Origin of the sequence: Streptomyces sp. NPDC051051, from assembly GCF_040682975.1 — a bacterium.
Taxonomy (GTDB): domain Bacteria; phylum Actinomycetota; class Actinomycetes; order Streptomycetales; family Streptomycetaceae; genus Streptomyces.
In genome coordinates this window covers 38,041-53,076 of sequence record NZ_JBFBCB010000019.1, presented here as the reverse complement: position 1 = coordinate 53,076, position 15,036 = coordinate 38,041, and the positions used below count along the sequence as shown (strand labels likewise).

The 15,036-nt window shown below is 71.7% G+C and carries 14 protein-coding genes and 1 pseudogene; 11 read left to right on the top strand and 4 right to left on the bottom strand.

Translation table 11 applies throughout. From position 1 onward, the window contains the following. The first annotated feature begins 7 nt into the window (after positions 1–7). The 4 genes and pseudogenes from dnaJ (at position 8) to AB0N31_RS16585 (ending at position 5,370) form a co-directional block, all read left to right on the top strand. Entirely contained in the window at positions 8–1,192 is a 1,185-nt protein-coding gene (gene dnaJ / locus AB0N31_RS16600) for a molecular chaperone DnaJ (RefSeq protein WP_366059077.1), read from the top strand. A gap of 5 nt (positions 1,193–1,197) precedes the next feature. Continuing rightward, positions 1,198–1,650 (top strand): helix-turn-helix domain-containing protein, encoded by a 453-nt coding sequence (locus tag AB0N31_RS16595; protein ID WP_366059076.1) that lies wholly within the window; start codon positions 1,198–1,200, stop codon positions 1,648–1,650. 498 nt (positions 1,651–2,148) lie between these two features. Beyond that, positions 2,149–3,252 carry a substrate-binding domain-containing protein gene (locus AB0N31_RS16590; protein WP_366059075.1) on the top strand — a complete coding sequence of 368 codons (1,104 nt, stop codon included), beginning with the start codon at positions 2,149–2,151 and terminating at the stop codon, positions 3,250–3,252. Between the two features lie 1,085 nt (positions 3,253–4,337). Continuing rightward, positions 4,338–5,370: pseudogene (locus AB0N31_RS16585) on the top strand (LuxR C-terminal-related transcriptional regulator). Here the strand turns inward: AB0N31_RS16585 and AB0N31_RS16580 are convergent. Together AB0N31_RS16580 and AB0N31_RS16575 are read right to left on the bottom strand one after the other, a co-directional pair. Continuing rightward, positions 5,333–6,325 carry a helix-turn-helix transcriptional regulator gene (locus tag AB0N31_RS16580; RefSeq protein WP_366059143.1) on the bottom strand — a complete coding sequence of 331 codons (993 nt, stop codon included), beginning with the start codon at positions 6,323–6,325 and terminating at the stop codon, positions 5,333–5,335. The pseudogene AB0N31_RS16585 and the gene AB0N31_RS16580 sit on opposite strands and share 38 nt — an antisense overlap. A gap of 5 nt (positions 6,326–6,330) precedes the next feature. Beyond that, a complete protein-coding gene (locus AB0N31_RS16575) occupies positions 6,331–7,350 on the bottom strand; it encodes a helix-turn-helix transcriptional regulator (RefSeq protein ID WP_366059074.1) in 1,020 nt (339 codons plus the stop codon). A 155-nt stretch (positions 7,351–7,505) separates the two neighbouring features. On the opposite strand from AB0N31_RS16575, the gene AB0N31_RS16570 reads away from it, so the two are divergent. Beyond that, positions 7,506–7,661, top strand: a complete 156-nt coding sequence (locus tag AB0N31_RS16570; RefSeq protein WP_366059073.1) for a hypothetical protein — start codon at positions 7,506–7,508, stop codon at positions 7,659–7,661. Positions 7,662–7,668: 7 nt separating this feature from the next. Next, on the top strand, positions 7,669–8,007 hold the full coding sequence (locus tag AB0N31_RS16565) for a hypothetical protein (protein WP_366059072.1): 339 nt from the start codon (positions 7,669–7,671) through the stop codon (positions 8,005–8,007). Between the two features lie 211 nt (positions 8,008–8,218). On the opposite strand, the gene AB0N31_RS16560 is transcribed toward AB0N31_RS16565, so the two are convergent. Beyond that, a complete protein-coding gene (locus tag AB0N31_RS16560; RefSeq protein WP_366059071.1) occupies positions 8,219–8,632 on the bottom strand; it encodes a TIGR03618 family F420-dependent PPOX class oxidoreductase in 414 nt (137 codons plus the stop codon). 116 nt (positions 8,633–8,748) lie between these two features. Between AB0N31_RS16560 and clpB the strand changes: the two genes are divergently transcribed. After that, entirely contained in the window at positions 8,749–11,349 is a 2,601-nt protein-coding gene (clpB, locus tag AB0N31_RS16555) for an ATP-dependent chaperone ClpB (protein ID WP_366059070.1), read from the top strand. Positions 11,350–11,484: 135 nt separating this feature from the next. Then, entirely contained in the window at positions 11,485–12,030 is a 546-nt protein-coding gene (locus AB0N31_RS16550; RefSeq protein WP_366059069.1) for a YbjN domain-containing protein, read from the top strand. Positions 12,031–12,210: 180 nt separating this feature from the next. Here AB0N31_RS16550 and AB0N31_RS16545 read toward each other — a convergent pair whose 3' ends face one another. Continuing rightward, positions 12,211–12,666 (bottom strand): ATP-binding protein, encoded by a 456-nt coding sequence (locus AB0N31_RS16545; protein ID WP_366059068.1) that lies wholly within the window; start codon positions 12,664–12,666, stop codon positions 12,211–12,213. Between the two features lie 180 nt (positions 12,667–12,846). Between AB0N31_RS16545 and AB0N31_RS16540 the strand changes: the two genes are divergently transcribed. The 3 genes from AB0N31_RS16540 (at position 12,847) to AB0N31_RS16530 (ending at position 15,013) form a co-directional block, all read left to right on the top strand. Then, entirely contained in the window at positions 12,847–13,764 is a 918-nt protein-coding gene (locus AB0N31_RS16540; RefSeq protein ID WP_366059142.1) for a helix-turn-helix transcriptional regulator, read from the top strand. After that, positions 13,718–13,858: a DUF397 domain-containing protein gene (locus tag AB0N31_RS16535; RefSeq protein ID WP_366059067.1), complete on the top strand. Its 141-nt coding sequence runs from the start codon at positions 13,718–13,720 to the stop codon at positions 13,856–13,858. The genes AB0N31_RS16540 and AB0N31_RS16535 overlap by 47 nt, the downstream gene beginning before the upstream one ends. Positions 13,859–14,140: 282 nt before the next feature. Beyond that, entirely contained in the window at positions 14,141–15,013 is an 873-nt protein-coding gene (locus AB0N31_RS16530; RefSeq protein WP_366059066.1) for a hypothetical protein, read from the top strand. The last annotated feature ends 23 nt before the right edge of the window (positions 15,014–15,036 follow it).

Here is a 15,036-nt window from a genome sequence, read left to right as displayed (position 1 = left end):
GTCGGGGATGAGCACCAAGGACTTCATCGAGAAGGACTACTACAAGGTTCTCGGCGTCCCCAAGGACGCCACCGAGGCCGAGATCAAGAAGGCGTACCGGAAGCTCGCCCGCGAGTTCCACCCGGACGCCAACAAGGGCAACGCCAAGGCCGAGGAGCGCTTCAAGGAGATCTCCGAGGCGAACGACATCCTCGGCGACCCCAAGAAGCGCAAGGAGTACGACGAGGCACGCGCCCTCTTCGGCAACGGCGGCTTCCGCCCGGGGCCGGGCGCGGGCGGCGGCTCCTTCAACTTCGACCTGGGCGACCTCTTCGGGGGCGCCCAGGGCGGCGGTGGCGGCGCGGCCGGCGGTTTCGGCGGCGGACTCGGCGACGTCTTCGGGGGCCTGTTCAACCGCGGCGGCGCGGGTACGGGCACCCGTACCCAGCCCCGGCGCGGCCAGGACATCGACACCGAGGTCACCCTGACCTTCACGGAAGCCATCGAGGGCGCGACGGTCCCGCTGCGCATGTCCTCGCAGTCCCCCTGCAAGGCCTGCTCCGGCACCGGCGACAAGAACGGCACCCCGCGCGTGTGCCCGACCTGTGTCGGCACCGGCCAGGTGGCGCGGGGCTCGGGCGGCGGGTTCTCGCTGACCGACCCCTGCCCGGACTGCAAGGGCCGCGGCCTGATCGCCGAGCACCCCTGCACGGAGTGCAAGGGCAGCGGCCGCGCCAAGTCCTCCCGCACCATGCAGGTCCGCATCCCGGCGGGCGTCACCGACGGGCAGCGCATCCGGCTGCGCGGCAAGGGAGCGCCCGGTGAGCGCGGCGGCCCGGCCGGCGACCTGTACGTGCTCGTCCACGTCGGCGCGCACCCGGTCTTCGGCCGCAAGGACGACAACCTCACGGTGACCGTGCCGGTGACGTTCGCGGAGGCCGCCCTCGGCGGGGAGATCAGGGTGCCCACGCTGGGCGGCCCGTCGCTCACGCTGAAGCTGCCGCCCGGCACGCCCAACGGGCGCACCATGCGGGCGCGCGGCAAGGGCGCGGTCCGCAAGGACGGCACCCGCGGCGATCTGCTGGTCACCGTGGAGGTAAGTGTTCCGAAGGACCTCTCGGGGAAGGCTCGGGACGCACTGGAGGCGTATCGCGAGGCGACCGCGGGTGAGGATCCGCGGGAGGAGCTGTTCGAGGCAGCGAAGGGAGCTTGAGAGTGATGGACGGCCGTCGGCGCAATCCGTATGAACTGACCCAGGAGACCCCGGTCTACGTCATTTCGGTGGCGGCTCAGCTCTCCGGCCTGCACCCGCAGACCCTGCGCCAGTACGACCGCCTGGGACTGGTGTCCCCGGACCGCACCGCCGGCCGGGGCCGCCGCTACTCGGCCCGCGACATCGAACTGCTGCGCACGGTCCAGCAGTTGTCGCAGGACGAGGGCATCAACCTGGCGGGCATCAAGCGGATCATCGAGCTGGAGAACCAGGTGGTGGCCCTCCAGTCCCGGATCGCGGAGCTGGAGGACGCCCTCGACGGCGCGGCGGCGACCATGCGGCAGCGCGAGGCCGCCGTGCACGCCTCCTACCGGCGCGACCTGGTGCCGTACCAGGAGGTCCAGCAGACCAGCGCCCTGGTCGTGTGGCGGCCGAAGCGGCAGAAGTCCGCGGACTGACGGGGTGACAGCACGCCCGAGGGGCCCGGAGGTCGATTCCTCCGGGCCCCTTCGCGTCCTCCGGGCCCCTTCGCGCGCTGTCCCGGCGGGCGTCGGCCGCCGTTCCGCACGGGGCCGGAGTGTCGTGCGCGTGGGGTGCTGCGCCGTCGGACGCGCGGGCCCGGAGCCGATGCCGGCCAGGGCTGGCCGACTTCGTGCGGTCCTCTGTTCGGGCGGGACGGCCGGGCGGTTCGCCGTGATGACGTTCCGTGAGGGGCGGAGAGGGCTGTGCGGTCGTTCGCTGATGTGTGAACTCGTGTCGAGTGAAGGGTCCGTAAAGGGGTTTTGGAGGGTTTCCGTCCTGTCTCCATGCGTCTTCACGTGCTAAGCGGAGTGTGATGTTGTCACTTCGTTAAGTAGTACGGCTTGACGCCGACGGGCGCCGCCGCGTTGGCTTTTGAGCCACCTGGGTCAACATGTCGCACCCATGTCCGGAACGCACCTGAAGTGAGCCCTCGAATGCGTCGTATCGCCATAGCCGTGGCTGCCTCCACGATGTCCCTCTCGCTCGCGGGATGCGGGATGCTGAGCGCGACGGAGGACAGCGGCGAAGCGACGCCGACGAAGAGCAACGACATCACCGTCGGCGTGCTGATGCCGGAGAAGACGAACACCCGTTACGAGGAGTTCGACTACCCCATCATCAAGGCGAAGGTCGCCTCGCTCACCGGCAACAAGGGCAAGACGGAGTACGCCAACGCGGCCGCGAAGAGCGAGACGCAGGTGGCCCAGATGGAGCGGATGATCGACGAGAAGGTCGACATCATCCTGCTCGACGCCGTCGACTCGCACGCCATCGCGGACACCGTGAAGAAGGCCAAGGACGCCGGCATCCCGGTCATCGCCTACGACCGGCTGTCCGAGGGCCCGATCGACGCGTACGTCTCCTTCGACAACGAGCTGGTCGGCCAGGTGCAGGGCCGCACCCTGGTCGAGGCGATCGACACGCCCAGCACCGCCGACAAGATCGTCATGATGAACGGCTCGCCGACCGACCCGAACGCCAAGCAGTTCAAGACCGGCGCGATGTCGGAGCTGAGCGGCCGGGTGACGATCTCCGAGTCCTTCGACACCAAGGACTGGAGCCCGGAGATCGCCGAGTCCAACATGGCCGAGGCGATCGGGAAGATCGGCAAGGGCAACATCGCGGCCGTCTACTCCGCCAACGACGCCATGGCCGGCGGCATCATCAAGGCCCTGCGCGCCGCGGGCGTCGAGGAACTGCCGCCGATCACCGGTCAGGACGCGGAGCTGCCCGCGGTGCAGCGGATCATCAGCGGTGAGCAGTACATGAGCGTGTACAAGCCCTACCCGCAGATGGCGGAGGCGGCCGCGGAGATGGCCGTCGCCAAGGTCCAGGGCCGTGACATCGAGTTCGACGCCCTGACCCGCGACAAGATCGACAGCCCCACCGACAAGGAGATCCCGGCCCAGCTGGTCACCGTGGTGGCGCTGACGAAGAAGAACATCAAGGAGACCGTCATCGCGGACGGCATCTACAAGCCGTCCGACATCTGCACCGCCAAGTACGCGGCCGCCTGCCAGGCCCTCAGGCTGAACTGAGCGGTGTGAGCCGGTAGGGACGGCGGGGCCGGGCCGGGCCCACCGTCCGCCGGGCCGGCCCTCGCCGTCCGTGGCGCGAGGTACCGAGCGGGCCCCCGAAGCACCGCAGGCGTCGGCGTACGCCGCACGGCGCCGCGCTCGGCGGGCGGCCGGCGGGAGCCGCCACGTGGAGCCGCTCGGTCACGTTCACGGTCGCGCGGGCGGAGCCGGTCCACGCCCCCGCGGGTCCCCGCCCCCGCCCCGCACCGGTACAGGCGACCTGAGGTCGCGCCGGCCCCGTCCGACGGCTCGCCGCTCCCACAGCCGGTACGGACTCCTGAGGCCACCGGAGCGGGCGCCTGCCCGCGCTCGGCCCGTACCGGGCCGTCGGGCGGTCGGGCCGTCGGCCGGTCGCCCAGGAGTCCAGCGTCGCCCGGCCGGTCCCGGCGCTGCGTGCAGGGCGCTGCCCGCGCACAAGCCCGCACCGTCCGGTCCGTCCCCCGAGGCACTGTCGGCGCACCGCGGCAGGAGCGCCACCCGGGCCCCTGGGCGCCGACCGGGCGCGCCCCCAGCCGCCCGGACCCGCCGGGCTGCCCCCTCGCCGTACGCCCCCCTCAAGGGTGTCGAGGCCCCGGCCCCGGCGCGAGGACACGGGCGCGAGGACACGGGCGTCCGGGCGGGGCGGTGCCCCCCCCCGCCCGCGGCGGCGCCCGTCACACCCCGGTCGGTGGCCGCGAGGGCCATCGGGGCGTCCCGGTGACGCCGTTGCCCCGTTGCCCCTTCGCCCGGGCGGCAGCGGTACGGCGGCCGCCCGGCCACGCCGGCGCCTGCTCCCGGGGGCGGGACGCGACGCGGTGATCACCCGGTGGGTTGCGGGGCGCACGGGCGTGCGAGGACCCGGACGGATTCCCGCCGGGCGTCCGCGGGGAGCATCAGCTTGTTGCAGTGTGAGGGGCGGAGGCCGGGAGGAACCCGCGTAAATGGGCGGAATTCAAAAGGATCGTGGGGAGGAGTCGTGTTGCGGAGCCGGTCCGGGGCCGCGCATAGTTGCGCTGCGGAAAACGCGGACGACGCGCGACACGCGGACGGCGGGGGTGGGATGGGCGATGGCCGGGCACGGGGCGGAGGAGCATCCTCACGGTGCTGACCGACTGTGCGAGGCCGGGGACCGCGTGTACTCCCGGGCCGTACGGCGGGGCCGGGTGTCGCGCCGGGACGCCGAGCCGGTGCCCTGCCTGCTGGACCTCGCCCTGTTGCACCCCGACCCCGACGACATGGAATGGCTGGTTCCGACCTCTCCGCAGGAGGTCATGACCCGGTTGCTGCGCGGACTCTACGACGAGGTGAGCGCCAGCCGGCTGCGGATGGGTTCGGCGGTCGCCGCCTTCGAGTGGTACGCCGGGCTCGGCGGGCCCGCGCCGGGCGGCCCGGCCGGGGAGGGCGCGGCGATCCGCGTCCTGGACGGGGCCTCCCGCATCCAGGCGGCCCTCGACGAGGCGACGGAGGCGTGCACCACCGAGGTGCTGACGGTGCAGCCCGGCGGCATCCGGCGCGAGCACGAACTGTCGGAGGGGCTGCACCGGGCGCTCGCCCTGCGCGGGCGGGGCGTGCGGATGCGCGACCTCTACAACCACGTCGCCCGGCACGGCCAGGGCCTGCTCAACTACCTGGAGCTGATGGGCGACGCGGTCGAGGCCCGCACCCTCGACGAGGTCATCGACCGGCTGATCCTGTTCGACCGCACGGTCGCGTTCATCCCCGCCAACGCCGACCGCACGATGGCGCTGGAGCTGCGCCACCCGGCCCTGGTCGCCTACCTGGGCACGGTCTTCGACCGGTTGTGGCGGCTGGCGGTCCCGCTGTCCGCCGCGCTGCCCGACACCCGCGTCGAGGGCGTCTCGCACCGCGAGCAGTCCATCGCCGCGCTGCTGGCGGAGGGGCACCAGGACGCGGTGATCGCCGAACGCCTCGGCATCAGCGTGCGCACCTGCCGCGCGCACATCGCCCGCCTCTCGGAGACGCTCGGGGCGGCCAGCCGTACCCAGCTGGGCGTGCGCATCGCCCAGGTCGGCCTCGACGTGCCGCGCACCGCGGATCCCGCTCAGCCCTCCGGGTCGAGGATCCCCGAGCGCCCGATGAGGTAGCCGAGCTGGGCGCGGCTCTCGCTGCCGAGGGTGGCGGCGAGTTTGGCGATGTGCACCCGGGCCGTACGGACGTTCATGCCGAGGCGGTCGGCGATGACGGCGTCGGTGTGGCCCTCGACGAGGAGGGCGGCGATGGCGCGCTGGCGCGGGGTGACGCCGTCGCGGGTGGGCTGGGTGACCGTCTCGGGATACATGGGGGTGGCCAGGCGCCAGAGCCGGTCGAAGACCGTGACCAGGAAGGAGATCAGCGCGGGGTGGCGGATCTCGAGCGCGAGGCTGCGGTCGGCGTTGGCGGGGATGAACGCCACCGTCCGGTCGACCAGGAGGAGGCGGTCGGTTATCTCGTCCAGGGTGCGGGCCTGCGCGTCGCCCCGCAGCTGTTCGTAGCGGGACAGCACGAGGGGCCGGTGCCGCTGCGTGTGCTGGTAGAGGGCGCGGATACGGCCGCCGCGGTCGAGGAGCGCCTGGTCGCGGCGCATGGCGACGGCCTGGGCCGCCTCGCCGCGGGCGCCCGTGTGGTGGTGGTTGGGCTGGATGCAGAGGACCTCCAGGGACGCCTCGCCCATGGCGTCGGTGATGGCCTGGTTGATCTGCTCCGTACCGCTCAGGATGCGCAGGGCCGACGCCTCCGCGTCCGCGGCGCACCGCCCGTCGATCCGCATCAGCGGCTCGAACTCCTCCAGCAGCAGGGTCTCGCGCCGTCGTTCGTCGGCGACGCGTGCCGCCGAGGTGCGCAGGAACCGGTGCAGCGCGGTGGCCGGGGCGACCGGTCTCAGCACCCGTGGTTCGCAGGGGTCCGGGTGCAGCAGGCCGAAGCCGAGCAGGCAGGGGGCCTCCTCCTCGGCGTCCTTCCCGGTGACGTGTCCGTCCCGCAGGGCCCGTGCGTACAGCTCCAGGCCCGCGGCGCACAGCTCCTCCACGCCGTGCTCCGGGTGCGGCGGCGGGTTCACCGGGTTCACGGCGCGGTGTCCTCCTGCTTGAGGATCCCGGACTGCGCGAGGAGGTAGCCGAGTTGGGCGCGGCTGCCGCTGCCCAGCGTCGAGGCGAGCTTGGCGATGTGCGCGCGGCAGGTGCGGACGTTCATGCCGAGCCGGCGGGCGATCGCCTCGTCGACGTGGCCCTCGACCAGGAGCTTGGCGATGGAGTGCTGGATGTCGGTGATGCCGTCCGGCGCCGGTTCGTAGGGGGCGCCCGCGCTCAGGGGTACGGCGCGGCTCCACATGAACTCGAAGACCTTGATCAGGTAGCGGACGAGGCCGGGGTGGCGCAGTTCGAGCGCGACCTGCCGGTCGTCGCGGGTGGGGATGAAGGCCACGGTCTCGTCGCAGATGATGAGGCGTTCGACGAGTTCGTCGATGGTGCGGTACTCCACCTTGCCGTCGGTGAACTGGGCCACGTAGGCCAGCGTCTCGGGGCTGTGCCGGGCCGTGTGCTGGTACAGGGTCCGGATGCGCACCCCGCGGTCGGTCAGCGGCTTGTCGCGGTCGAGGGCCTGTTCGAGGGTGTGTTCCAGCCGCCGTTGGCCGGGCTGGACGGTGAGCATCTCGGACCGGCACTGTGCGGTGGCGAGGTCGAGGGCGGCGTTGATCCGGTCGAAGCCCTCCAGGACCGTGATGGAGTGCGTGGACGCGGTGGACTGGGCGCTCAGTGCCATGAAGGGTTCGAAGGCGTCGGCGATCCGGATCGACATCCGCCGGTGTTCGCTGATCTCGCGTTCGATGGGGTTCAGGCGCTGGGCCAGGGCGACCGCCGGCGGCACGGGACGCAGCCAGTCGGCGTCGTCGGGGTCCGGGTGCAGGAGGGCGAACTCCATCAGGCACGGAGCGGGTTCCGCGTCCACGCGGGCGATGCGTCCGGCGCGCAGGGCCTGCGCGTAGAGCCGGGCGCCGGCCTCACACAATTCGGTCACCGCATGGGGATGTGTCCCTTTAGTCCCGATGGTTACCAAATTTCCACCCCCCAGGGTCCTGAACATGCAGGAACATGATGCACCGATCGTGTGGCCATGACGTGCCCGAATGAGCCATCGTCTTACTCGACGGGGGAAGAGGTGACCATCAAGTGAGGACGAAGCCGACTATGGGCAAGAGAAAGCTTCGCTCGGTTCTTGTCGCCGCCTTCTCTGCCGCTGTGGCCTTCGGAGTGCTGAGTGGCCTCGCGGGTGCGGAGAACGGCGCCCTGGCGGACAGTAGCTGGGGTTCGAAGCAGCCGAGCACCGCTGTCGCCGGCGACAGCAGCTGGGGCATCGTGGCGCCGAACGGCGCGGACGACAGCAGTTGGGGCTGACGGGCAGATGACGACCCCTCCTGACGACCGCTCCTTCCGACGCGAGATGGCCACGGCCTACCGCTCCGGCTGGCACTTCATCGACCTGGTCACCGCCATCCCCCACAGTGGTGACTCGTTGATGGTGACGGTGTTCGGGGAGCCGGTCGTCGTGACCCGGGACGATGACGACGACGTGCGTGCGTACCGGTGTCTGCGACGGCCCCGGGGAGCCCCCCAGCCCGTACGGTGTGCCATCCGATACGGAATGATCTTCGTCAACCTGGACCAGCGGGACCACCAACTGGCGGAGTCGGCGAGTCCGACCGCGCCCAGGACCATCTCAGCCACCCCCCGCAGTGCCTGACGCGATTCCCCCGTCGTAACAGATCGCGCAGGTACTTCCCCCCGCAGCGGCGTCACCGTGACCTGAACACGGTGACGCCGCTGTCGTTCGCGGGGACGTTTCCGGTTGTCGGACCCGGCGAGGTGGCCGGAAGTCGCCGGTGCGGATCAGGTCACCCGCCGGGCGGCCCGTCGGCTCCGTCCTCCCCGGCGCGTCGCGCCCGTCGTCCCCCTCAACCCCGGCCCATCGCCCGCGTCAGCTCGATCTCGATCACCACGCGCGTGGGGTTGGGGCGCGGGGTCCGGCCGTAGCGCTCGGCGTAACGGCGTTCCGCCTCCGCGACCCGGTCCGGCTCGGCGCGGACGACGGCCCGGCCCTCCAGCGTGGCCCAGCGCCTGCCGTCCACCTGGCACACCGCGACCCGGGCGCCCTCCGTGCCGGCCGCCAGGACGTTCCGCACCTTCGTACTCGCCCGGTCCGCGATCACCCGGGCGAGCCGGCCCTCCGGGTCGTACGTCACTCCCACCGGAACGACGTGCGGAGAACCGTCCGGGCGTGGTGTGGTCAGGGTGCACAGGTGTCTTTCACGCCAGAAGTCGAGGTACGGCGCGTCGGGAGCGCCCGGGTCCTGGGGGTATGCGGCCATGGCTTGAACCTAGCTGCCGGGGGACTCCCGGACGCAACCTTGAGTGGAATAGACTCAAGTTTGTGTACGCTGACAGAGTCAGTGATGACGGCTGACGCAAGGAGGAGACAGCGACCGTGGACGCAGAGCTGACCAACCGGAGCCGAGAAGCCATCCAGACCGCCGGCAATCGGGCCCTGTCCGCAGGGCACCCCGACCTCACCCCGGCACACCTGCTCCTCGCGCTGCTCCAGGGGCAGGAGAACGAGAACATCGTCGATCTGCTCGCCGCCGCCGGCGCCGACCAGGCCGCCGTGCGCACGGGCGCCGAGCAGGTGCTCGGCTCGCTGCCCAGCGTGGCCGGGTCCACCGTCGCGCCCCCGCAGCCCAACCGCGAACTGCTCGCCGTGATCGCGGACGCCCAGGAGCGCGCGCGGGAACTCGGCGACGAGTACCTCTCCACCGAGCACCTGCTCATCGGGATCGCCGCGAAGGGCGGCCGGGCCGGCGATGTGCTCGACCGGCAGGGGGCCACCGCGAAGAAGCTGCTGGAGGCCTTCCGCAAGGCCCGCGGCGGACGCCGCGTGACCAACGCCGACCCCGAGGGGCAGTACAAGGCGCTGGAGAAGTTCGGCACCGACTTCACCGCCGCCGCCCGCGAGGGCCGGCTCGACCCGGTCATCGGCCGGGACACCGAGATCCGGCGGGTCGTCCAGGTGCTGTCCCGCCGCACGAAGAACAACCCGGTCCTCATCGGCGAGCCCGGCGTCGGCAAGACCGCCGTCGTCGAGGGGCTCGCCCAGCGGATCGTGAAGGGGGACGTGCCCGAGTCCCTCAGGAACAAGCGGCTCGTCTCGCTCGACCTCGGGGCCATGGTCGCCGGGGCCAAGTACCGCGGCGAGTTCGAGGAGCGGCTGAAGACCGTCCTCGCCGAGATCAAAAACTCCGACGGGCAGATCATCACCTTCATCGACGAGCTGCACACCGTCGTGGGCGCCGGCGCGGGCGGCGACTCCGCGATGGACGCGGGCAACATGCTGAAGCCGATGCTCGCCCGCGGTGAGCTGCGCATGGTCGGCGCGACGACCCTGGACGAGTACCGCGAGCGGATCGAGAAGGACGCGGCGCTGGAGCGGCGCTTCCAGCAGGTGCTCGTCGCCGAACCGTCCGTCGAGGACACCATCGCCATCCTGCGCGGCCTCAAGGGGCGCTACGAGGCCCACCACAAGGTCCAGATCGCCGACAGCGCGCTGGTCGCCGCGGCCACCCTGTCCGACCGGTACATCACCTCCCGCTTCCTGCCCGACAAGGCCATCGACCTCGTCGACGAGGCGGCCTCCCGGCTGCGCATGGAGATCGACTCGTCCCCCGTCGAGATCGACGAACTCCAGCGCGCCGTCGACCGGCTGAAGATGGAGGAACTGGCCCTCGACAAGGAGACCGACCCGGCCTCCCGGGAGCGCCTGGAGAAGCTGCGCCGCGACCTCGCCGACAAGGAGGAGGAGCTGCGCGGCCTCACCGCCCGCTGGGAGAAGGAGAAGCAGTCCCTCAACCGGGTCGGCGAGCTGAAGGAGCGGCTCGACGACCTGCGCGGCCAGGCCGAACGGGCGCAGCGCGACGGCGACTTCGACACCGCCAGCAAGCTGCTGTACGGCGAGATCCCGACGCTGGAGCGCGACCTGGAGGCCGCGTCCGAGGCCGAGGAGGAGGCCGCCAAGGACACCATGGTCAAGGAGGAGGTCGGCTCCGACGACATCGCCGACGTCGTCGCCTCCTGGACCGGCATCCCGGCCGGCCGCCTCCTGGAGGGCGAGACGCAGAAGCTGCTGCGCATGGAGGACGAGCTGGGCAAGCGGCTCATCGGCCAGGGCGAGGCCGTCCGGGCGGTGTCCGACGCCGTACGCCGCTCGCGGGCCGGTATCGCCGACCCCGACCGCCCGACCGGCTCCTTCCTCTTCCTCGGCCCGACCGGCGTCGGCAAGACCGAGCTGGCCAAGGCCCTCGCCGACTTCCTCTTCGACGACGAGCGGGCCATGATCCGCATCGACATGTCGGAGTACGGCGAGAAGCACAGCGTGGCCCGGCTCGTCGGCGCCCCGCCCGGCTACATCGGCTACGAGGAGGGCGGCCAGCTCACCGAGGCCGTGCGGCGCCGGCCGTACAGCGTGGTGCTGCTGGACGAGGTGGAGAAGGCGCACCCGGAGGTCTTCGACATCCTGCTCCAGGTCCTCGACGACGGACGCCTCACCGACGGGCAGGGCCGCACGGTCGACTTCCGCAACACCATCCTGGTGCTGACGTCCAACCTGGGCAGCCAGTACCTGGTCGACCCGCTCTCCACCGAGGCCGAGAAGAAGGAGCAGGTCCTGGAGGTGGTCCGGGCGTCCTTCAAGCCGGAGTTCCTCAACCGGCTCGACGACCTGGTCGTCTTCTCGGCGCTGAGCAAGGAGGAGCTGGCCCGGATCGCACGGCTCCAGATCGACCGGCTCGCCAAGCGGCTGGCCGAGCGCCGGCTCACCCTGGAGGTCACCGAGGAGGCCCTCACCTGGCTCGCCGACGAGGGCAACGACCCCGCGTACGGCGCCCGGCCGCTGCGCCGCCTCGTCCAGACCGCCATCGGCGACCGCCTCGCCAAGGAGATCCTCGCGGGCGAGGTCAAGGACGGCGACACGGTCCGGGTCGACGCCTTCGGGGACGGCCTGATCGTGGGCCCCGCGCCGACCGGAAAGGCCCTCTGACCGGCGCCCGCGCCCGGCCGGACACACGCCCTGAGCGGAATTCCGCCAACCGGAGGTGAACCCTCGGGGCGGGGGTTGCCACCCCCCGCCCCGCATGGGGGAGGATGGCCAGATCCGCACGAAGGGAAAATCACGGTGACCATCGACCCGTCCTCGATTCCGAACTTCGGGGGCCAGCCCGAGCCGCAGCCCCAGGGACCGGCGGGCCCCGTCGTTCCGGATCAGGACCTCGTGAAGCAGCTCCTCGACCAGATGGAGCTGAAGTACGTCGTCGACGACGAGGGAGACCTCGCGGCGCCGTGGGAGGAATTCCGCACGTACTTCATGTTCCGCGGCGAGGGCGACCAGGCGGTCTACTCGGTCCGCACGTTCTTCGACCGTCCGCACCAGATCGACGAGAAGCCCCAGATCCTGGAGGCCATCGACGACTGGAACCGCCGCACCCTGTGGCCCAAGGTGTACACGCACACCCACGACGACGGCACGGTCCGCCTCATCGGCGAGACGCAGATGCTGATCGGCGCCGGCGTCAACCTCGAGTTCTTCGTCTCCTCGACGGTGAGCTGGGTGCGCGCCTCCATCGAGTTCGACAAGTGGCTCGTGGAGCAGCTGGGCCTGGAGTCCTCGGTCGACGAGGCGGACAAGCCCGGCGACGACGACAAGTCCGGCGACGACGAGTAACCGACCGCCGCACGCCCCAGGCGAACGAGAGCCCGGCCAGGGCCGCGACCCCACCACGGTCGCGAGCCAGGGCCGGGCTCTCGCCGTCCCCCGCCCCACGCGGCCGCGCGGCGGGGTTTCCCACAGGGTGTGGACGGGTGCGTCGGCCCGTACGGCGGGCGGCGTCGCGGAATCCCGCCGTCACAGCTGAGCCGCCGCCTCGACGGGCACCTCCGCCCACACCGTCTTGCCCACCGGCCGACGGGGTTCCGTCCCCCAGCGCACGGCCAGGACGTCCACCAGGAGCAGTCCTCGACCTGACTCGCCTTCCGGGTACGACGACGGCGGGGCCGTGGGCGGCCGCTTCGCGGCGGCGGCGTCCGCGACCTCGACGCGCACCAGACCCGCGGCCGCGTCGAGGACGAGCCGCAGCCCGAAGTCGCGTCCGGGGACCCTGCCGTGCCGCACGGCGTTCGCCGCCAGCTCGCCGACGACGAGCGCGACCGCGCACGAGGCGTCCGACACCGGCGGGTGGCCCCACTCCTCCATGCGCCGGACGGCGAGACGCCGGGCGAGCCGCGCACCGCGAGGTGTGGAGGCGAACCGCGCCGCGAATGAGGGCAGTTCCTGCTCCGGAGTGGTCGTTGCTGTCAGCACGGCTTGTCCGTCCTTGTCCGCTGTGAAGAGGGAGAACTCCCTCGACGTACACGCTTCGTCACGTTCCGTACCCAAGGATCGGCAGGTCGCCCTACGCTCGACAGGTGACACAGCCTTACTTTTCCTCCCGTAAGGAACGGAAGTGACGCCTTGGCCAACGGAATCGACCCCAGTACGTCCATGGCGGCCCTCTTCGGCGCGCGGGTCCGCCGGCTCCGCACGGCGGCCGGGCTGACCCAGGCCGAACTGGGCGACAGGACCCACGTGGTGAGCACGCGGATCACCCAGATCGAGCGGGCCTCCGGAGCCAAGCCGACACTGGAACTGGCCCGTGCGCTGGACGCGGCCCTCGGCGCGGACGACCTGCTGGTGGACCTGTGGCCGTACGTCTACCGGGAGGCGTTCCCGGACTGGTCGCGGAAGTTCATGGAGTACTCGGCGCGGGCGGTGGCCATCAGGCAGTACGCGGCGCACGTGGTGCCGGGTCTGTTGCAGACGGAGGACTACGCGCGGGCGGTGCTGAGAGTCGGCCGAACACTCGGCAGCGAAGAGCAGTTGGAGGAGCGAGTCGCCCTTCGCATGGGACGACAGGAGCGTCTCGGCAGCCCCGACCGCCCTGAGCTGTGGGTGGTCCTCGACGAGGCGGTGCTCCGGCGTCCGGTCGGCGGCCAGGCGGTGATGCGCGAGCAACTGACACGTCTGCTCGGCACCGTGACGGAATCTCACATCACCTTGCAGGTACTGCCGTTCGACCAGAGTGAGCACGACGTCATGGGCGGCTCGCTCACGGTGCTCACCATGCCGGACGGCTCGGAGACCGCCTACACGGAAGGCGCGCACTTCGGCCAACTCGTCGAGGATCCGGACGAGGTGAGGAGTTTCGCGCTGACCTACGATCGGCTGCGGGCGGCAGCGCTGCCCCCGCTCATGTCGCTCGACATGATCCGATCCGTGAGGGAGGACAACCACCGTGGAGCGAAGGTCCCGTCCCGATCTGAACGGCGCCGCGTGGCGCAGGAGCAGCTACAGCAATCAGGAGGGGGGCGACTGCGTGGAGGTGGCCGACGGGTTCCGAGGGGCCGTCGTCCCGGTCCGTGACAGCAAGGTCCCGCATGGTCCCGCGTTGTGCTTCGAGACCGCCGCCTGGGCCGCCTTCATAGGCGAGTTGAAGGCCGGGCCGCACCGTCGCTGAGGCGGCCGGGTCCCGGCCGCCGTCCGTGTCCCGGGCTCACCGGGCCCTTGTCCGCGAGGGTCCGGTCGGCCGCTGACCTCCTGAAAGAACCGGGGGAAAGAACCACCCACCCACCTACCCTCCCCGGCCGCGAAGCCCGCGTCACCCGTCCGGGTGACCGGCTTGCAGGGGCGGGACACGGGCGGTTACGTTCACCGCAACAACCGCAAACAGATACGGCCCCCGGCCGGGACGGCAATCCCGAACGAGGGCCTGACCGATCAGGAAGTGAACCCCTTCCCGATGGCTGACCCGCAGTCTAACGCGCGCCTGCGCGCCGACGCCGGAGCTCCGACGTCCGGCGTGATCCACGTCCGCACCCGCCTCACGGCCGACTTCACGGTGATCTCCAACGCCCTCGCCCAGCGGCGCGGCAGCGCGGTCACGGTCGGCGTCGCGGCGTACATCGCCTCCCTGCCCGACGGCTCCCCCGTGAGCATCGCCGCCCTGTGCGAGCACTTCAGCGAGGGGGAGATCCTCATCTCGCGGGCGCTCAGGGAACTGGAAGCCGCCGGATACCTGGAGCGCCGCCGCGAGCGAACACCCTCCGGACAGGTCCGCACCCGGACGTACTCCTACGACGTCCCCGGCGGCGACCCCGGTCCGGACGGGCCTCCGGAGCCGCCGCGCCCTCGGAAACAGCCCGTCGCTGCGGCGTTCACGCCCGCGTCCGCGACCGTGCGGGAAACGGTGCAGGCGCCTGCACCAGCCGAGCCCGAGACGCCGGTCCCGCTCGCCGAGGCCGACCCCCGAGCCGTCGCCCTCCTCGCCTTTCTGCGCCAGGTCGACCCCCGCCTCGTCCTGTCCGAGCGGGAGACCGCCCGCCTCGCCCCGGCCGTCACCGGGTGGCTCGCGGCAGGCCTGCTGCCCACGCACATCACGGACCACCTCACCGCCGGGCTCCCGGCCTCCTTGCTGGCCCGCCCGGCCGGCATCCTCGCCTACCGGCTCAAGGAGACGCCCCTGCCGCTACCGGCCAGAAGCGCCGAGCCCTCCGTACGTCCGGTGGTCGCCCCCATGGTGAACTGCGACGGCTGCGACCGGGGAATGCGCACGGCGGAACACGCCCGCTGCCGGGACTGCCGCACCGGGGACGAACTCCGCGCGGCGGGCTGAGCCGATGACCGGGTGTGTGGTCC